This window comes from Amycolatopsis thermalba (assembly GCF_023376025.1).
GTDB lineage: Bacteria > Actinomycetota > Actinomycetes > Mycobacteriales > Pseudonocardiaceae > Amycolatopsis_E > Amycolatopsis_E thermalba.
This window is the reverse complement of the sequence record NZ_CP091196.1, coordinates 5,974,173-5,991,175: the sequence shown is the minus strand read 5'-3', so window position 1 is coordinate 5,991,175 and position 17,003 is coordinate 5,974,173. Positions and strand designations below refer to the sequence as shown.

The 17,003-nt window shown below is 72.4% G+C and carries 18 protein-coding genes and 1 pseudogene; 10 read left to right on the top strand and 9 right to left on the bottom strand.

The window, feature by feature from the left end; genetic code table 11:
• Positions 1-6: 6 nt before the first annotated feature.
• On the bottom strand, positions 7-390 hold the full coding sequence (gene paaI, locus L1857_RS29020; protein ID WP_162830612.1) for a hydroxyphenylacetyl-CoA thioesterase PaaI: 384 nt from the start codon (positions 388-390) through the stop codon (positions 7-9).
• 89 nt (positions 391-479) lie between these two features.
• The gene (locus L1857_RS29015) at positions 480-1,271 is read right to left on the bottom strand and encodes an enoyl-CoA hydratase/isomerase family protein (RefSeq protein WP_249466858.1); all 792 of its coding nucleotides are present in this window, start codon (positions 1,269-1,271) and stop codon (positions 480-482) included.
• Between the two features lie 82 nt (positions 1,272-1,353).
• On the opposite strand from L1857_RS29015, the gene paaZ reads away from it, so the two are divergent.
• Genes paaZ through paaE form a run of 6 tightly spaced genes read left to right on the top strand, consistent with a single transcriptional unit; the run spans position 1,354 to position 7,064 of the window.
• The gene (paaZ, locus tag L1857_RS29010; protein WP_249467499.1) at positions 1,354-3,375 is read left to right on the top strand and encodes a phenylacetic acid degradation bifunctional protein PaaZ; all 2,022 of its coding nucleotides are present in this window, start codon (positions 1,354-1,356) and stop codon (positions 3,373-3,375) included.
• A complete protein-coding gene (gene paaA, locus L1857_RS29005; RefSeq protein WP_116115105.1) occupies positions 3,375-4,319 on the top strand; it encodes a 1,2-phenylacetyl-CoA epoxidase subunit PaaA in 945 nt (314 codons plus the stop codon). The genes paaZ and paaA overlap by 1 nt, the downstream gene beginning before the upstream one ends.
• Positions 4,316-4,603 (top strand): 1,2-phenylacetyl-CoA epoxidase subunit PaaB, encoded by a 288-nt coding sequence (gene paaB, locus L1857_RS29000; protein ID WP_017984160.1) that lies wholly within the window; start codon positions 4,316-4,318, stop codon positions 4,601-4,603. Before paaA ends, paaB begins: the two co-directional genes overlap by 4 nt.
• Positions 4,604-4,610: 7 nt before the next feature.
• Positions 4,611-5,495 carry a 1,2-phenylacetyl-CoA epoxidase subunit PaaC gene (gene paaC / locus L1857_RS28995; RefSeq protein WP_249466854.1) on the top strand — a complete coding sequence of 295 codons (885 nt, stop codon included), beginning with the start codon at positions 4,611-4,613 and terminating at the stop codon, positions 5,493-5,495.
• Positions 5,489-5,980 (top strand): 1,2-phenylacetyl-CoA epoxidase subunit PaaD, encoded by a 492-nt coding sequence (paaD, locus tag L1857_RS28990; RefSeq protein WP_094004231.1) that lies wholly within the window; start codon positions 5,489-5,491, stop codon positions 5,978-5,980. The genes paaC and paaD overlap by 7 nt, the downstream gene beginning before the upstream one ends.
• Before the next feature lies 1 nt (position 5,981).
• Entirely contained in the window at positions 5,982-7,064 is a 1,083-nt protein-coding gene (gene paaE, locus L1857_RS28985) for a 1,2-phenylacetyl-CoA epoxidase subunit PaaE (RefSeq protein ID WP_116115101.1), read from the top strand.
• Here paaE and L1857_RS28980 read toward each other — a convergent pair.
• On the bottom strand, positions 7,042-7,260 hold the full coding sequence (locus tag L1857_RS28980) for a hypothetical protein (protein WP_094004233.1): 219 nt from the start codon (positions 7,258-7,260) through the stop codon (positions 7,042-7,044). The two genes, paaE and L1857_RS28980, sit on opposite strands and share 23 nt — an antisense overlap.
• A 157-nt stretch (positions 7,261-7,417) precedes the next feature.
• Here L1857_RS28980 and L1857_RS28975 point away from each other — a divergent pair, with 157 nt between their 5' ends.
• Together L1857_RS28975 and L1857_RS28970 are read left to right on the top strand one after the other, a co-directional pair.
• Positions 7,418-8,707 (top strand): MFS transporter, encoded by a 1,290-nt coding sequence (locus tag L1857_RS28975; protein WP_094004234.1) that lies wholly within the window; start codon positions 7,418-7,420, stop codon positions 8,705-8,707.
• Between the two features lie 2 nt (positions 8,708-8,709).
• Positions 8,710-9,075 (top strand): RNA-binding S4 domain-containing protein, encoded by a 366-nt coding sequence (locus L1857_RS28970; protein ID WP_020422842.1) that lies wholly within the window; start codon positions 8,710-8,712, stop codon positions 9,073-9,075.
• A gap of 460 nt (positions 9,076-9,535) precedes the next feature.
• Here L1857_RS28970 and L1857_RS28965 read toward each other — a convergent pair whose 3' ends face one another.
• Together L1857_RS28965 and L1857_RS28960 are read right to left on the bottom strand one after the other, a co-directional pair.
• Positions 9,536-10,657, bottom strand: coding sequence for an amidohydrolase family protein (locus L1857_RS28965; RefSeq protein WP_249466850.1), 1,122 nt, complete (start codon positions 10,655-10,657; stop codon positions 9,536-9,538).
• A 2-nt stretch (positions 10,658-10,659) separates the two neighbouring features.
• Positions 10,660-11,073 carry a DnaJ family domain-containing protein gene (locus tag L1857_RS28960; RefSeq protein ID WP_094004236.1) on the bottom strand — a complete coding sequence of 138 codons (414 nt, stop codon included), beginning with the start codon at positions 11,071-11,073 and terminating at the stop codon, positions 10,660-10,662.
• Positions 11,074-11,146: 73 nt separating this feature from the next.
• Here L1857_RS28960 and L1857_RS28955 point away from each other — a divergent pair, with 73 nt between their 5' ends.
• Together L1857_RS28955 and L1857_RS35630 are read left to right on the top strand one after the other, a co-directional pair.
• Complete coding sequence (locus L1857_RS28955) at positions 11,147-11,950, top strand: acyl-CoA thioesterase (RefSeq protein ID WP_116115098.1); 804 nt, start codon at positions 11,147-11,149, stop codon at positions 11,948-11,950.
• Positions 11,923-12,027 (top strand): annotated as a pseudogene (locus L1857_RS35630) (hypothetical protein); the annotation flags it as partial. The gene L1857_RS28955 and the pseudogene L1857_RS35630, both read left to right, overlap by 28 nt.
• A 353-nt stretch (positions 12,028-12,380) precedes the next feature.
• On the opposite strand, the gene L1857_RS28945 reads toward L1857_RS35630, so the two are convergent.
• The 4 genes from L1857_RS28945 to L1857_RS28930 all read right to left on the bottom strand — a co-directional run bounded on the left by L1857_RS28945 (position 12,381) and on the right by L1857_RS28930 (position 16,964).
• The gene (locus tag L1857_RS28945; RefSeq protein ID WP_205413427.1) at positions 12,381-13,496 is read right to left on the bottom strand and encodes a glycosyltransferase family 9 protein; all 1,116 of its coding nucleotides are present in this window, start codon (positions 13,494-13,496) and stop codon (positions 12,381-12,383) included.
• Between the two features lie 40 nt (positions 13,497-13,536).
• Positions 13,537-13,869 (bottom strand): YnfA family protein, encoded by a 333-nt coding sequence (locus L1857_RS28940; protein ID WP_094004238.1) that lies wholly within the window; start codon positions 13,867-13,869, stop codon positions 13,537-13,539.
• Between the two features lie 596 nt (positions 13,870-14,465).
• Positions 14,466-16,199: a pyruvate dehydrogenase gene (locus L1857_RS28935; RefSeq protein ID WP_249466847.1), complete on the bottom strand. Its 1,734-nt coding sequence runs from the start codon at positions 16,197-16,199 to the stop codon at positions 14,466-14,468.
• Between the two features lie 99 nt (positions 16,200-16,298).
• Positions 16,299-16,964 (bottom strand): FadR/GntR family transcriptional regulator, encoded by a 666-nt coding sequence (locus L1857_RS28930; protein ID WP_249466844.1) that lies wholly within the window; start codon positions 16,962-16,964, stop codon positions 16,299-16,301.
• Positions 16,965-17,003 lie beyond the last annotated feature (39 nt).

The window sequence follows — 17,003 nt, the reverse complement described above, 5'->3', positions numbered from 1 at the left end:
GGCTCCTCAGTTCTTCCCGATCGTGCGGCTGCGGCCGCGGAATTCGGCGATCACCTCGCGACCGGTGCCGGTCTCGCGGTGCACCGTGACGTCGTAGATGCCGTTGCGCCCGTAGCGCGTGCGTTCCTCGGCCGTGGCGACCAGCCGGTCACCGAGGCGGGCGCTGGCGACGAACGAGATCTCGGCGCCCGCCGCCACCGTCACCGGGCCGTGGCTGTTGCACGCGCACGCGAACGTGGTGTCGGCCAGCAGGAAGATGTAGCCGCCGTGGGCGATCGCGTGCCCGTTGACCATCTGCTCGGTGACCGTCATGCGGGCGACCGCCCGGCCACCGTCCGCTTCGACGAGTTCGATGCCGAGCGACTTCGACGCGACGTCGTCGGCGAACATCGCCTGCGCGGCTTGGGACACGGCAGCACTGCCTTCCGTCGTTACTGACCGAATGGACGGTTAATAATGTGCGTCTCGCCGTGGCACTGTCAAGACCCCTGGAACACCGGCTTCGACTTGCTCAGGAAGGCTTCGACCGCGCCGCGGTGGTCGCCGGTGAGCCCCAGCCGCGCCTGCGCTTCGCCCTCCAGCCGCAGGACGTCCGGCAGCGGCGCGCCCCAGGACGCGGCCAGGGCGCGCTTGGCCTCGGCGTAGGCGAGCGTCGGGCCCGCGGCCAGGCGGGCGGCCAGCTCGGCGGCGGCCGCGGCCACCTCGTCGGCGGGGACGACCCGTCCGGCAATGCCCCACTCGGCGGCCTGCGCGGCGGTGAAGGTCTCACCGAGCAGGACGAGTTCGCTCGCCCTGGCGGCGCCGACCGCGCGCGCGAGCGTGGCGGACAGCCCGGAGTCGCAGGTCAGGCCGATGCCGGTGAACGCGGTGCCGAACTTCGCGGTGTCCGCGGTGACCCGCAGGTCGCAGGCGAGGGCGAATCCGAGCCCGGCGCCGACGCACGTGCCGTTGATGGCCGCGACCACCGGTTTCGGCATGGTCGCCAGCGCGGTGACGATCGGGTTGTAGTGCTCGTCGATGGTGGCGAACGCCGTCGCCGGGTCGGCCCGCAGCGCGTCGGCGTGCTCGGCCAGGTCCTGGCCCACGCAGAACGCCCGGCCGGTGCCGGTGAGCACGACCGCGCGGACCGTCTCGTCCGCGGACAGGAGTTCGAGCGCGTCCCGCAGCTCGGTCTTCAGCTCGCTGGTGAGCGCCGGCCGGAGCAGGGTCACGGTGGCCACGGCGCCTTCGCGGGAAACGGAAACAACGTCGCTGGTGCTTTCGTCAGCCATGCCGAGACGCTACCATGACTTCCTGAACGTTCGGTTGGTAAATCCGGGGAAGCGAGGAACGATGGCCCAGCAGTCGACGAGGATGCTGCGCAGCTACGTCAGCGGCGGCTGGCGGACCGGGGAGGGCGAGGGTGCAGCCCTGCACGACGCGGTCACCGGCGCCGAGGTCGCACGGATCTCCACCGCCGGCATCGACATGGCCGCCGCGCTCGACCACGGCCGCCGCGTCGGCGGGCCCGCCCTGCGGGAGCTGACCTTCCACCAGCGGGCCGCGCTGCTCAAGGCCGTGGCCTCCCACCTGCGCGAACACCGCGACGAGCTGTACGAGCTGTCCGCGAAGACGGGCGCCACGCTCGGCGATTCCAAGTTCGACGTCGACGGCGGCATCGGCGTGCTGTTCGCCTACTCCAGCAAGGGCAAGCGCGAGCTGCCCAACGACACCGTGTACGTCGACGGCAACGTGGAGCCGCTGAGCAAGGGCGGCACGTTCCTCGGCCAGCACATCGCCACCCCGCTGCGCGGCGTCGCGGTGCAGATCAACGCGTTCAACTTCCCGGTGTGGGGCCCGCTGGAGAAGTTCGCCCCGGCGTTCCTCGCGGGCGTGCCGAGCCTGGTGAAGCCGGCCAGCCAGACCGCCTACCTGACCGAGCGGATCGTCGAGCTGATCATCGAATCCGGCCTGATCCCGGAGGGCACGCTGCAGCTGATCTCCGGCAGCGCCGGTGACCTGCTGGACCACCTCACCGAGCAGGATCTGGTGTCGTTCACCGGGTCGGCGTCCACCGCGCAGAAGCTGCGCACCCATCCGGTCATCGTCCGCCAGGCCGTGCGGTTCAACGCCGAGGCCGACTCGCTCAACTGCTCGATCCTCGGCCCGGACGCCAAGCCCGGCACGGCCGAGTTCGACCTCTACGTCAAGCAGCTGGTCACCGAGATGACCGTCAAGGCAGGCCAGAAGTGCACCGCGATCCGGCGCGCGTTCGTGCCCGCGGAGCTGCTCGACGATGTCGCCGAGGCCGCCGCCGAGCGCCTGGCGAAGGTCAGGATCGGCAACCCGGCGTCCGAGGGTGTCCGGATGGGCGCGCTGGCCAGCCTGGAGCAGCGCGAGGAGGTCCGCCGCTCGCTGAAGGCCCTGCAGGACGCCTCCAGCATCGTGTTCGGCGACCCCGAGCGGGTCGAGGTGGTCGACGCCGATGCCGAGCGCGGCGCGTTCATCTCCCCGGTGCTGCTCAAGGGCGACCCCGAGCGCGCCGAGCCGCACGAGGTCGAGGCCTTCGGCCCGGTCTCCACGCTGATGCCCTACACCTCGGTCGAGCAGGTCGTCGGCTACGCCGCCCGCGGCCAGGGCAGCCTCGCCGGGTCGGTCGTGACCGGCGACGCGCAGTTCGCGCGCGAGGTCGTCCTCGGTGTCGCGCCGTGGCACGGCCGCCTGCTGGTGCTCGACGCCGACGACGCGAAGGAGTCCACCGGTCACGGTTCGCCGATGCCGGGCCTGGTGCACGGTGGCCCGGGCCGCGCCGGTGGCGGCGAGGAGATGGGCGGCATCCGCGGCGTGCTGCACCACATGCAGCGCACCGCCGTGCAGGGCAGCCCGAAGGTGCTCAGCGCGGTCACCGGCCGCTGGGTCGAGGGCGCGCCGCGCAACACAGACGACGTGCACCCGTTCCGGAAGTCCCTGGCGGAGCTGAAGATCGGCGACTCCGTGGTCGCCGGTCCGCGCACGGTGACGCAGGAGGACGTGGACCACTTCGCCGAGTTCACCGGCGACACCTTCTACGCGCACACCGACCCCGAGGCGGCAGCCGCGAACCCGCTGTTCGGCGGCATCGTGGCGCACGGCTACCTGGTCGTGTCGTTCGCCGCCGGCCTGTTCGTCTCGCCGGAGCCCGGCCCGGTGCTGGCCAACTACGGCCTGGAGAACCTGCGCTTCCTGACCCCGGTCAAGCCCGGTGACGAGCTGACCGTGACCCTGACCGCCAAGCAGATCACCCCGCGCGAGAACGCCGACTACGGCGAGGTGCGCTGGGACGCCGACGTGACCAACCAGAACTCGGAGTCCGTCGCCAAGTACGACGTGCTGACGCTGGTTGCGAAGGAGAACTGATGACCGCCACGTTGTCCGAGAAGGACCTCGAACAGCACTTCGAGCACACCATCGAGAAGGACCAGCGGATCGAGCCGCGGGACTGGGTGCCGGAGGGCTACCGCAAGACGATGATCCGGCAGATCGCGCAGCACGCGCACTCCGAGATCATCGGGATGCAGCCGGAGGGCAACTGGATCACCCGCGCGCCGTCGTTGCGGCGCAAGGCGATCCTGCTCGCCAAGGTGCAGGACGAGGCCGGGCACGGGCTCTACCTGTACTCGGCGGCGGAGACGCTGGGCGCCGACCGCGCCGACCTGACCGAAAAGCTGATCACCGGGCGGCAGAAGTACTCGTCGATCTTCAACTACCCGACGCTGACGTTCGCCGACGTCGGCGCGATCGGCTGGCTGGTCGACGGCGCCGCGATCTGCAACCAGGTGCCGCTGTGCCGGTCGTCGTACGGGCCGTACGCCCGGGCGATGATCCGGATCTGCAAGGAGGAGTCGTTCCACCAGCGTCAGGCCTACGAGCTGCTGATGACGATGATGAAGGGCACCCAGGCGCAGCGGGACATGGTGCAGGACGCGGTGAACCGGTTCTGGTGGCCGTCGCTGATGATGTTCGGCCCGCCGGACGCCGAATCGGCCAACACCGCGCAGTCGATGGCGTGGAAGATCAAGCGGCACACCAACGACGAGCTGCGCCAGCGGTTCGTGGACATGACGGTGCCGCAGGCCGAGGCGCTCGGCGTGACCCTGCCCGACCCGGATCTGAAGTGGAACGCCGAGCGCGGGCACTACGACTTCGGCCCGGTGGACTGGGACGAGATGAAGCAGGTCGTGGCAGGCAACGGCCCGTGCAACGCCGAGCGGCTGGCGCGGCGGCGGCAGGCGCACGAGGACGGCGCGTGGGTCCGCGAGGCCGCGGCCGCGCACGCGCGCAAGATGGCGGAGGCGAAGTGAGCAAGAGCGAGTGGCCGCTGTACGAGGTGTTCGTGCGCGGCAAGCGAGGCCTCAACCACGTGCACGTCGGGTCGCTGCGCGCGGCCGACGACCAGATGGCCCTGCACAACGCGCGTGACCTCTACACGCGGCGCAACGAGGGCGTGAGCATCTGGGTGGTCAAGGCGGCCGACATCACCGCGTCCAGCCCGGACGAGAAGGACCCGTTCTTCGCGCCGTCCGGCGACAAGGTGTACCGGCACCCCACCTTCTACGACATCCCCGACAACGTCCCCCACATGTGAGCTGACCATGTCCTTTGACAACGCCTACGAGGCACTGATCGACGCTCACGACGACTCGCGGTGGGCGTTCGGCACCGGGTTCGAAGAGCCGCTCGCCGGGGTGGACACCTCGGTACCGTCCGGTGTGGACGGTGAGGACCTGGCGCGGTACTGCCTGATGCTGGGCGACGACGCGCTGGTGTTCTCGCACCGGCTGCAGCAGTGGTGCACGCGCGCGCCCGAGCTGGAGGACGAGGTCGCGATCGCCAACATCGGCCTCGACCTGCTCGGCCAGGCCCGGCTGCTGCTGGCCCGCGCGGGCAAGGCCGACGGCACGGATCGCGGCGAGGACGACTACGCGTTCTTCCGCGACGAGCACGAGTTCCGCAACGTCCGGCTCGCCGAGCTGGAGCGCGGCGACTTCGGGCAGCTCATCGCGGTGCTGCTGGTGTTCTCGACCTGGCGGCTGGCGTTGTTCCAGCGGCTGCGTGAGTCGGTGGACCCGGTGCTCGCCGCGATCGCCGACAAGGGCGTCAAGGAGCTGACCTACCACCGCGACTACGCCGCCCAGTGGGCCGTGCGGCTCGGCGACGGCACCGCGTTCTCGCACGAGCGCATGCAGGCCGGGCTGGCGCAGATCTGGCCGTTCGTGGACGAGCTGTTCGTGCCGCACGAGACCGAGTCCCGCCTGGCCGCCGCCGGTGTCGCCGTGGACCCCGCGGAGGTGCGCGCGGAGTTCGACGACGTGCTGGCGCAGGTGTTCGCCGCCGGTTCGCTGGACCGGCCGGACGCCGCCGCGAAGGCCGGGGTGAACGGGCAGACCGGACGGGGTGGCCGGCACACCGAGGCCATGGGTTACCTGCTGGCCGAGCTGCAGAGCGTCGCCCGCGCCCATCCGGAGGCGAGATGGTGAGCGCCCGCGCCGTCGCGGAGACCGTCCGCGATCCCGAGCTGCCCATGCTGACCCTGGCCGACCTCGGCGTGCTGCGCGAGGTGTCCGAATCGGACGGTGCGGTGACCGTGTCGATCACGCCCACCTACACCGGCTGCCCGGCGATGGACACCATGCGCGACGACCTGGTGCACGCGTTGCAGGGCGCCGGGTACTCGCGCGTCGAGGTCCGCACGGTGCTGCAGCCGGCCTGGAGCACCGACTGGATCAGCGAGCGGGGCCGCCGGGCGTTGGCTGAGGCGGGTATCGCGCCCCCGGGCAGCGCGCCGCGGCGGCCGTCCGGGCCGGTCCCGCTGACGCTGAGCCCGCCGGTGCGGCGGGTGTCCTGCCCGCGGTGCGGGTCGGCGGACACCGAGCTGGTGTCGGAGTTCGGGGCCACCGCGTGCAAGTCGTTGCGGCGCTGCCGGTCCTGCGACGAACCCTTCGAGCACGTCAAGGAGATCTGAGGTGACCGCGAGCACCAAGTCCAGGCTGCGGGGCGACTTCCACACGCTGACCGTGGCCGAGGTGACGCGCCTGTGCGACGACGCCGTCGCGGTCACCTTCGACGTGCCGCCCGAGCTGGCGGAGGCCTACGCGTTCCGCGCCGGCCAGTCGCTGACGCTGCGGCGGACGATCGACGGGCGCGAGGAACGCCGGTCGTACTCGATCTGCGCGGCCGAAGGCAGCAAGCCGCGCATCGGGGTGCGTGAGGTGCCGGACGGGCTGTTCTCGACGTGGCTGGTGCGCCAGGTGCGGCCCGGCGACGAGATCGAGGTCGGCACGCCGACCGGGAACTTCACGCCGGACCTGTCGGTGCCCGAGCACCACGTGCTGATCGCGGCCGGATCGGGCATCACGCCGGTGCTGTCGATCGCGGCGACGGTGCTGCGCGACCCGGCGGCGACGGTCACCGTGCTGTACGGCAACCGCCGCACGGACACCGTGATGTTCGCCGACGAGCTGGCCGACCTCAAGGACCGCTACCCGGACCGGCTCGAACTGGTGCACGTGCTCTCCCGCGAACCCCGCGAGGCGGAGCTGTTCACCGGGCGGCTCGACGGCGAGAAGCTGTCGGCGCTGCTGGCGCTGATCCCGGACGTCTCGGCGGTCGGCCACTGGTGGCTGTGCGGCCCGTTCGGCATGGTCACGGTCGCCCAGGACCGGCTGCGCTCGGCCGGGGTGCCCGCGGAACGGATCCACCAGGAACTGTTCTACGTGGACGACGTGCCGCCGGAGCCGGTGCGGCACGAGGAGAAACCGCTCGACGGCATCGTCAGCCAGGCGACGATCGTCCTGGACGGACGGTCCACCACGATCACCGTGCCGCGGGACGTGCCGGTGCTCGACAGCGCCCAGCGCGCGCGGCCGGACCTGCCGTTCGCGTGCAAGGGCGGCGTGTGCGGCACGTGCCGCGCCAAGGTGACCGCCGGGGCGGTGGACATGCGCCGCAACTTCGCGCTCGAGGAGAGCGAGGTCGCCGACGGGTTCGTGCTGACCTGTCAGTCGCTGCCGGTGTCGGACGAGCTCACGGTCGACTTCGACGTGTGATCGGCGTCGCCTTCGCCGCGGCGGCGAACGACCCCGCCGCGGCGATCGCGAGCACGACCGCCAGCACGCCGGACAACCACACCCCCATGGCGAGCGCCAGGTAGGCCTGCACCGCCGCGGTCACCGCGAACACCGCCGTCAGGACGAGCCAGACCGGACGGTCGGTGACCGGTGTCTTGGACTGGCCGAAACCCACTGCGAACCCTCCCGCGATCTTCCGGATACCCCTGGTATCGCCGGGGGAGGGGTCCGGGTTACCGGTCGTGAGCTTGTCAACATTTGCCAGTTGGCGTTGGTGACGCCGTTCACCCGGCCGGGCGGAGCGGTTCATCCGGCTCGTGGACAATCATGCCGTGACCGCCACCACCAACGCCGCGCCAGGTGCCCGGAAAGCCGTGCTGAGCTGGGCGTTCTGGGACTGGGGAGCGTCCGCGTTCAGCGCCGTCATCCTCACGTTCGTCTTCAGCGTCTACCTCACCGACGGTGTCGCCGCCGACACGGAGAGCGGATCGCAAGCGCTTGGCGTCGCGTTGACGATCGCCGGGGTCGCGGTCGCGCTGCTGGCCCCGGTGACCGGGCAGCGCAGCGACGTCGGCGGGCGGCGCAAGCTGTGGCTGGGGATCCACAGCGCCGTCGCGATCGCCTGCACCGCCGGGCTGTTCTTCGTCGAGGACGAACCGTCGTACCTCCTGGCCGGGCTGGTCCTGCTCGCGGTCGGCAGCGTGTTCTTCGAGTTCGCCGAGGTCAACTACAACGCGATGCTCGTGCAGGTGTCCACGCCGAAGACGATGGGCCGGGTGTCCGGGTTCGGCTGGGGCATGGGCTACTTCGGCAGCGTCATCGCGCTGGCGGTGGTGTTGTTCGCGTTCGTGCAGCCGGACGTCGGGTTGTTCGGCGTCACCTCCGAGGACGGCCTGAACATCCGCGCGGTGGCGTTGTTCGTCGCGGTGTGGTTCCTGGTGTTCGCGTTGCCGGTGCTGTTGTTCGTGCCGGAGAACCCGCCGTTGCGCGGACAGGCGCGGGGCAACTTCTTCTCCGGCTACAAGGTGCTCGCCAAGCGGCTGGCGCACCTGTGGCGAACCGACCGGCGGACGCTGTGGTTCCTCGCCGCGAGCGCCGTCTACCGGGACGGGCTGACCGCGATCTTCACCTTCGGGGGCGTGATCGCGGCCGGGACGTTCGGGTTCAGCCAGACCGAGGTCGTGTTGTTCGCGATCGTGGCGAACGTGACCGCGGGGATCGGCGCCGTCAGCGGGGGACGGCTGGACGACCGCCTCGGCCCGAAGACGGTGATCGTGGTGTCGCTGATCGCGCTGGTGATCATCGGGGTCGCGCTGACCGCGCTGCCCGGCAAGGCGACGTTCTGGGTGTGCGGGCTGGCGTTGTCGGTGTTCCTGGGCCCGGCGCAGGCGGCGAGCCGGACGTTCCTGGCGCGGATCGTGGAGCCGGAGCGCGAGGGTGAGGCGTTCGGCCTGTACGCGACGACTGGCCGCGCGGTGAGTTTCCTGGGGCCGCTGGCGTTCAGCGGGTTCATCGCGATCTTCGACAGCCAGCGGGCCGGCATGGCGGGGATCGTGCTGATCCTGGCGGCCGGCCTGGCGGCGATCCTGCCGGTGAAGGCGCCGGCGAGGCAAGATGGATGACCATGGAGTCCACGCGCGTGGACCGCTGGCTGTGGGCGGTCCGGCTGACCAAGACCCGATCGGACGCGGCCGCGGCGTGCCGCGGCGGGCACGTGCGGGTGAACGACCGCCCAGCGAAGCCCGCGACGGGCGTGCACCCGGGCGACACCGTGCGGGCCAGGGTGCATGACCGGACGCGGATCGTGGAGGTCGTGCGGGTCATCGAAAAGCGAGTGGGAGCCCCCGACGCGGCGACGTGCTACATCGACCGCACCCCGGCGCCCCCACCGGAGGCACTGACCCCAGTAGCCCGCCGCGAACGCGGAGCGGGCCGCCCCACGAAGCGGGACCGCCGCCTGCTGGACCGGCTGCGCGGCCAGGGCTGGTAGGCCTGAGCAAGCGACTGGGCCGACGCGGGCCTGACCTGGCCGGCTGGCGCTCGGCCTGGCCCGGTCGGCTGGCGCCTGGGCTGGCCGAGCCGCTGACGCCTGGGCGGTAGGTGCTGGGTGGCCCCGGCCGGGAAATCCGCGCGCGCCTGGCCCGGCCGGCCGGTGGCGATGCCGTAGGCAGCGCCGACGCACCGTGCCGTCCGCGCCGGTGGCGCTGGTGCCGGTGACGCGCGCGAAGCGGGACCGCCGCCTGCACGGGCAGGCACGAGTGGCGCCTGCGGTCGTGCCCCGCGCCGGCGGGGCGGCTGGCCGGTGCTGACGCACCCCGGCGCCTCCACCGGAGGCGCACCGAGAGCGTGCCCCCGTCCGGGGCGGCAACCCGCCGGGGGCGTGCCGCCGGGGCGGCAGCCCGTCGCGTGGGGAGCGTGCTGCCCGTCCGAGGCCGCACCCCGCGCCGCGGTCAGAGCCGGTAGACCCGCCGCGCGTTGTCGCGCGCGATCATGGTCGCCACGCGTCGCGCGTCGGCCTCCGACCAGTCGCCCTCGGCGACCCACCGGCCGAACGTGGTGGCCACCGCGCGGCGCCACAGCAGCGCGCCCAGGTAGTGCAGCTCCGGCGGCCCCCATGCGTCCGACGAGTACAGCTGCTTCGCGAACGGCGCCAGCTCGAACGACTCCGCCACCACCGCCACGCTGCGCACCCCGGTGTGGTTGATGCCCAGCCCCACGTCGAAGTGCACGTTCGGAAACGCCTGCGCCAGGTACCCGGCCTCGCGGTGGTACGGATAGCAGTGCAGCAGCAGGACCGGCACGTCCGGCGTCGCGCGCAGGAAGTCCAGCAGGTGCAGCGGGTTGACGCGGTGCAGGTCGAGGTCCCGGTCGCCGATCCCGGTGTGCAGCTGCAGCGGCAGGCCCCGCGCGATCGCCGCGTGCAGGCCGAACCGGATCAGCACCTCGTCGTCCAGCCGCGGCTCGTCGCCCGCGGTGTCCAGCCAGCGGCCGGCCGCCAGCGTCACCTCGGCCGGCGACGGCGGGGTCAGGTCGATGTCGAAACCCGTGCGGTAGGCGAGGATCGACTTGGCCCCCACGGCGTTCTCCGCCCGCGCGGCCAGCCGGGCGGTGAACGCGTCGGCGTAGTCGCGCCCGGACACGTTCTCCAGCGCCAGCTCCTCGGCCAGCGCCTCGAGCCGTACCACCTCGTGCGCCCGCCCGCCGGAGGCCGACTCCATGCCCTCCAGCCCGAGCAGCGAGCTGGTGGCGTACCCGGTGTCGACGATCCAGTCGCTCACCCCGGCGCCCCCGAGGAACCGCCGGGTCACCTCCTCGACGCCCAGCTCGGCGCGCCGCTGCCAGTACTCGTCGGCGGGGGCGTGCGCGGGCAGGTCGAGCACCGGGGCGCACCACCGCCGCACCGCGAAGCCCAGCTGCGAGTCGAACTGCGTCATCCACGGCGGGATCGGATCGGGGGAGCCCTCGTTGAGGTGGCCCTCGAACTCGGCCCGCTCCAGCTCGACCGTGAACGCGCCGTGCACGTGGTGGTCCACCAGCGGCACCGCGGCGACGTGCTCGGCGAGCGCGTTCATGATCAGTGTCCCCCGCTCGAGGCGTGGCCCGCACGCCACTCGGCGACGATGTGCTCCACGTCGAACGGCGCCAGGTTCAGCGGCGGCCCCGGCGGCGGGCGCCGGATCGCGGCGACGATCCGCTCGTTGATCTCGGTGAGGATCCGCCGCACCTCGGCTTCCGAATCCGCCGCGCCCGCCGCCGCCCTGGCCTGCGCCGCCTCCTTGCGCAGGGCCAGCGACGGCGGGAGGTAGGTGATGTTCTCCCGCGCCAGCTTCTCCCGCAGCCACGCGTTCTCGTCGTGCGGCTTCTTCAGCCACGCCAACGGCTTCCCCGCACCGGGCAAGTTCTCGAACTCGCCACGCTCGGCGGCCTCGCGGATCTGCTTTTCCACCCAGGTCTCGAAGCTGACGTCAGGGGGCTTGCGCTCGGTCACGGACGCCTCCTCCCGTTGTGATACCTGTCTACCACCGCCTGCCTGGACGCACTTCCTGTATTACCGTGCGGTAATGCACGCCGTCAGTGAGAAAGCGGTGGACGAGCCCACCCTGGCCGACCTGCTCGACCTCGAGGAGATCGACCGCGACCTCTACCGCGCCAACCTCGTGTTCGACGACCCCCTGCCGCTCTACGGCGGTCAGGTCGCGGCGCAGGCCCTCGCCGCGGCAGGCCGCACCGTGGACGCGGACCGGTTGCCGCACTCGCTGCACGGCTACTTCCTGCGGCCGGGTGACGCGACCCGGCCGACGATCTTCCACGTCGACCGCGACCGTGACGGCGGTAGCTACTCCGCCCGCCGGGTCGTCGCGGTGCAGAACGGCGAGGTCATCTTCAACATGTCGGCGTCCTTCCACCGCCGGGAGGAGGGCGTCGACCGCGAGGCCCACCCCGAGCGGCCCGAGGGCGACCCGGAGCAGCTGCCCAGCGGCGGCATGCCGCGGCTGTTCTCGATGCAGGGCGCGCTGCCGCCGCAGCCCTACCCGGACGGCCAGTGGCCGACGCGTTTCTGGGCGCGCTGCCGGCTCGACCTGCCCGACGACCCGCTGATCCACGCCTGTGTCCTGACCTACCTGTCGGACATCTCGTCGGGGGTCGCGGCGTTCGGCAACGAAGAGGCGTCCGCGTCGTCGAGCCTGGACCACGCGGTGTGGTTCCACCGGCCGGGCCGGCTCGACGACTGGGTGCACATGGACCTGGTGCCGCAGAGCGTCGCGGGCGCCCGCGGCTGGTACACCGGCACCGTGCGCACGCGGGACGGGGTGCTGCTGGCGAGCCTCGCGCAGGAGTGCCTGTTCCGGAACCGCAGGCGGTAGCGTCCGGCGCCACGGCGCGGATCTCGCTGGGCACGGCGATCGCGGTGGCGTTCGCACGCAACCCGAGGACGGTCGCCCAGACCGCGAACGACCTGCAGGAACTCTCCGGCGGGCGGTTGTGCTGGCGCTGCGGACACGCACACGGTGATGACGCCCGTGTTCACGCCGCCGCCGCGCCCGTACGGGCCGCCGGAGGTGCTGCTCGCCGGAGTGGGCGAGGGCCGTCAAGGGCGGCACCGCGGGGTGCCCGACCAGCCGCCAAGGGGCAGCGCCGCGGCGGGCGGCCTCGCTGCCGTCAGTGCGATAGGGCCCCGCTGGCGGGCCTGACCCTTGCCGAGGCGGTCCCAGTGCGCTCCACGTGCGGCGGCCGCGCCCATGGGCCTGACCCGCCGCCACGGCGGCCGCGGCCCCAACCAGCACAGCTCGCCCCTCAGGACGGGGAGAAGTGGTCGTCGTCCTCCTGGTGGGGTGGGTGTTCGGTCGGGGCGCCCTCCTGCTCGGCCTGCTCGTGGGGCCGCGTGAGGTTCGCGGCGCGCGCCGCCTCCTTCGCCTCGGCCAGTGCCTGCTTCGACTCGGCCAGCTCGTCGTGCTTGTCGTCCGGCACGGTCGCCTCCCTTCGTCCGCTCTCGGCTACCACTTCCGCTGGTGCGCAAACCAGTTCGGCGGCCGCGGCGAGCACGTCGGCGGGCTGGACCTGCAGCAACGCGGGGTCCGGATCGGGCGCGAACGGGTCCCCGCGGCGCAGCTCGTCGGCTGACAGCGTGCGGTGCGGGCCGGGTGGCGGTCCCCAGTGCCGGGCCGGGACGGGCCCGAACAACGTGACCGACGGAGTGCCGAAGGCGTAGGCGAGGTGCGCGATGCCCGTGTCGCCGGAGATCACCAGCCGGGCCTCGGCGACGAGTGCGGCCAGACCGAGCAGGTCCGTCCGTCCCGCGAGGCGGTCCACCGGCGCCGCGAGAGTGGCGGCGAGGTCCCGTTCGGAGACGGTACCGGTGATCACCACGCGGTGCCCGGCCGCGCGAAGGGCACGGGCGACGGTGGCGAACCGGTCGACGGGCCAGCGTTTGCTGCCGAAGGCGGCGCCGGGATGGACGACGATCGCGCCCGGTGCCTGACTGGCGCGCGTGGGCGGAGGCAGGTGGAGGTCGCCCGGGTCGGCGGGGATGCCGTGTTCGGTGAGCAGACGGCACCAGCGGACGCGTTCGTGGAGGTCGTCGATCCACACTGGACCGGGCCAGCCGTGTCCACTGTGGCCGATGCGGCGGCCGGGGTGGAGGGCGTCGAGCACGGTGTTGCTGTGCGGGCCGGTGCCGTGCAGGTTGATCGCGACGTCCGGGTGGTGGGCGCGGCGGTCGAGCGGGGCCATGCCGTGAGTGGGTAGCACGGTGTCGACGCAGCCGGTCAGCTCGACGAGCGGACCGAGCCAGCCGGAGGTCGCGAACATGATCTCGTGGTGCGGCCAGGCGCGGCGGATCGCTTTCAGCGCCGGGACGGTCACGAGGAAGTCGCCGAGTTTGAGCGCTCGCAGCGCCACGACGTGCCCCACACCGGTGCCACTACCCCGGGCGCGGCCGGTGAAACGGTGTTCAGCCGCGCGGGGCGTACATGATGACCGCGACCCCCGCGAGGCAGATGAGCGCGCCGAGGACGTCGAACCGGTCGGGCCGGTACCCGTCGGCGACCATGCCCCAGGCCAGCGACCCGGCGACGAACACACCCCCGTAGGCGGCGAGGATGCGGCCGAAGTGGGCGTCCGGCTGCAGGGTGGCGACGAAGCCGTACAGCCCGAGGGCGATGACGCCCGCCCCGGCCCAGATCCAGCCGCGGTGCTCCCGGACACCCTGCCAGACGAGCCAGGCCCCACCGATCTCGGCGAGCGCCGCGAGCACGAACAACGCGATCGAGCGCAGAATCAGCACGCCCCGACCCTAGTTGGGGTGTCCGGCCGGCGGGGGATGGCTGGTGAGCGTGCCGCGCGGGGCGGGTGTCCGCGCGGGGCGGGTGTCCTGTGCGTCGAGTGTGGAGGTGGGCGGGTGCCCGCGCTCAGGGGTGGCGGCTTCGGTGGGCGGCGAGCCCAGGGTGGCGGTGCGTTCAGGGGCGGGGGACCTGCGCGCGTGGGGATGGGTGGATTTCTTTGAGCGGGGGAACTGGCCCGGCAGTGCGGGGTTGGTGTGGGTGGCGGGCGGTTCTTGCGTGGGGCGGGTGTCCTGTGCGTCGAGTGTGGAGGCGGGCGGGGCCGGTGCCCGCGCTCAGGGGTGGCGGCTCCGGTGGGCGGCGAGCCCAGGGTGGCGGCGCGTTCAGGGGCGGGGGACCTGCGCGCGTGGGGATGGGTGGATTTCTTTGAGCGGGGAACTGGCCCGGCAGTGCGGGGTTGGTGTGGGTGGCGGGCGGTTCTTGCGTGGGGCGGGTGTCCTGTGCGTCGAGTGTGGAGGCGGGCGGGGCCGGTGCCCGCGCTCAGAGGTGGCGGCTCCGGTGGGCGGCGAGCCCAGGGGCGGCGGGCCCAGCGGTGGCGGCTTCAGGGGCGGGGGATGTTGCGCAGGTTGCTGCGCGCCAGCTCGACCATCTTGCCCACCCCGCCGTTCAGCACTGTCTTGCTCGCGGCCAGCGCGAAGCCCCGCAGCATTTCGCTTGTGATCTTGGGTGGGATGGACATCGCGTTGGGGTCGGTGGTCAGTTCGACCAGTGCGGGGCCCTGGTGCTCGAACGCCTTGGTCAGCGCGGCGCGCACCTCGCCCGGCTGGTCGACCCTCGTGGACCAGATCCCGCACGCCGCCGCGATCGCGCTGAAGTCGACCGGCGCGTGGTCCGTGCCGTAGGACGGCAGGCCGTCCACGAGCATCTCCAGCTTCACCATCCCCAGCGAGGCGTTGTTGAACAGCACCACCTTCACCGGCACGTCGTACAGCGACAGCGTCAGCAGATCACCCATCAGCATCGCCAGACCGCCGTCGCCCGAGATGGACACCACCTGGCGGCCCGGGGCGGACAGCGCGGCGCCGATCGCGTGCGGCAGGGCGTTCGCCATGCTGCCGTGGCGGAACGAGCCGATCACCCGCCGCCGCCCGTTCGGCGTCAGGTACCGGGCCGCCCACACGTTGCCCATCCCGGTGTCCACAGTGAACACCGCGTCGTCGGCGGCGACCTCGTCCAGGACCGCCGCGGCGTACTCCGGGTGGATCGGCGTGTGCCGCTCGATGTCCCGCGTGTACGCGTCGACCACCTTCTCCAGCCGCCGCGCGTGCTCGCGCAGCATCCGGTCCAGGAAGGACCGGTCGGTGCGCTGCCGCAGCCGGGGCAGCACCGCCGCCAGCGTCTCCTTCACCGACCCGTGCACCGCCAGGTCCAGCGGCGTCCGGCGGCCCAGCTGCGCCGGGTTCGTGTCGATCTGCACCGTGTGCGCCTGCGGCAGGAACCCGTCGTACGGGAAGTCCGTGCCCAGCAGCACCACCCGATCCGCCTCGTGCATCGCGTCGTAGCACGCGCCGTACCCGAGCAGCCCGCTCATGCCGACGTCGTAGGGGTTGTCGAACTGGATCCACTCCTTGCCGCCCAGCGAGTGGCCCACCGGCGCGAGCAGACGGCCGGCCAGCGCCATCACCTCGTCGTGCGCGTCCCGGCAACCCGCGCCGGCGAACAGCATCACCTTCTCGCCGCTGTCGAGCACCTCGGCCAGCTCCGCGATCGCCGCCTCCCGCGGCACCACCGGCGACGGCTCGACCAGGTGCACCGTCTCGGCCCTCGAACCGGTGGCCCGCCGCTCCGCCACGTCACCGGGGATGCTCAGCACCGACACCCCGCCCCGCCCGACCGCGGTCTGCATCGCGATCCGCAGCAGCCGCGGCATCTGGTCCGCCTGCGACACCAGCTCGCTGAAGTGGCTGCACTCGGCGAACAACTGCTCCGGGTGCGTCTCCTGGAAGAACCCGGTGCCGATCTGGCCGGACGGGATGTGTGAGGCGATCGCCAGCACCGGCGCGCCGCTGCGGTGCGCGTCGTACAGACCGTTGATCAGGTGCAGGTTGCCCGGCCCGCAACTGCCCGCGCACACGGTGAGCCGCCCGGTGATCTGCGCCTCCGCGGCCGCCGCGAACGCCGCCGTCTCCTCGTGCCGGACGTGCACCCACTCGATGCCCGGAGTGCGCCGCACCGCGTCCACGACCGGGTTCAGGCTGTCGCCGACGATCCCGTAGATGCGGCGAACCCCGCAGTCCCGCAGGATCCGCACCATCTGCTCGGCCACTGTCGCCATCGCCCCACCCTTTCTCTCCTGGGGCCCAGGGTCCTCTCGAAGCCGTGCCGGCGTCCACCCGACTTCACTCGTTACGGGCGAAAATCGAATTCGACACAATCAGGTGAGCCGGCCGCGGACCTCGTCGAAGTGGTGCCGCACGGCCGCCCCGATCGCCTCCGGATCGCCCGCGGCGATGGCGTCCACGATCCGCTGGTGCTTGGCCACCAGCGCGTCCGAGGGCGTGCGCGGCGCCCCGATGAGCGCCTCGGTCTGCCGGTAGACGCTCCAGAACAGGCGGATCAGCTCGGCGGCCAGCTCGTTGCCGGCCGCGGTGCAGATCAGCTCGTGGAACTCGCCGTCCGCGGCCGCCGACGTCGCCGGATCGGCCATCCGGCGCACCCGCTCCGCGAGCTGTGCCAGCAGCTCGTCGTCCCGCTGCCGGGCGAGCTTGCGGGTCAGGTCGGTCGCCAGGATCTGCCGGACCTCCAGCAGATCGCGCAGCCCGCTCAGGTCGTCGCGCGAGCGGGCGCGCGTGCGGAACAGCAGCGACGGGCTGAGCGCGGTCATGCTCGCCGCGCCGACGAACGTGCCGTAGCCGTGCCGGATCTCCACGATGCCCAGGGCCTGCAACGTGCGCAGCGCCTCGCGGACGGAATTGCGCGCCGCGCCGAACTCCGCCATCAGCCGCGGTTCCGGCGGCAGCGGATCGCCGGGCCCGAGCCCGCGCCGGTCGATCAGCTCGACGATCGAGTCGGCCAGCTCCTGGCTGCGCGGGGTCCGCACTCTTGCCACCATCCGGAATCGTCGGCTAACGTTCCGCGG

Bases quoted from the DNA above. Each gene is read 5' to 3' on its own strand.
- L1857_RS28965 (WP_249466850.1), bottom strand. From the start codon at position 10,657: ATGAACGCGCTCGCCGAGCACGTCGCCGCGGTGCCGCTGGTGGACCAC.
- paaI (WP_162830612.1), bottom strand. From the start codon at position 390: ATGTTCGCCGACGACGTCGCGTCGAAGTCGCTCGGCATCGAACTCGTC.
- L1857_RS29015 (WP_249466858.1), bottom strand. From the start codon at position 1,271: ATGGCTGACGAAAGCACCAGCGACGTTGTTTCCGTTTCCCGCGAAGGC.
- paaC (WP_249466854.1), top strand. From the start codon at position 4,611: ATGTCCTTTGACAACGCCTACGAGGCACTGATCGACGCTCACGACGAC.
- L1857_RS28935 (WP_249466847.1), bottom strand. From the start codon at position 16,199: ATGGCGACAGTGGCCGAGCAGATGGTGCGGATCCTGCGGGACTGCGGG.
- paaZ (WP_249467499.1), top strand. From the start codon at position 1,354: ATGCTGCGCAGCTACGTCAGCGGCGGCTGGCGGACCGGGGAGGGCGAG.
- paaD (WP_094004231.1), top strand. From the start codon at position 5,489: ATGGTGAGCGCCCGCGCCGTCGCGGAGACCGTCCGCGATCCCGAGCTG.
- L1857_RS28955 (WP_116115098.1), top strand. From the start codon at position 11,147: ATGCACGCCGTCAGTGAGAAAGCGGTGGACGAGCCCACCCTGGCCGAC.
- paaA (WP_116115105.1), top strand. From the start codon at position 3,375: ATGACCGCCACGTTGTCCGAGAAGGACCTCGAACAGCACTTCGAGCAC.
- L1857_RS28970 (WP_020422842.1), top strand. From the start codon at position 8,710: ATGGAGTCCACGCGCGTGGACCGCTGGCTGTGGGCGGTCCGGCTGACC.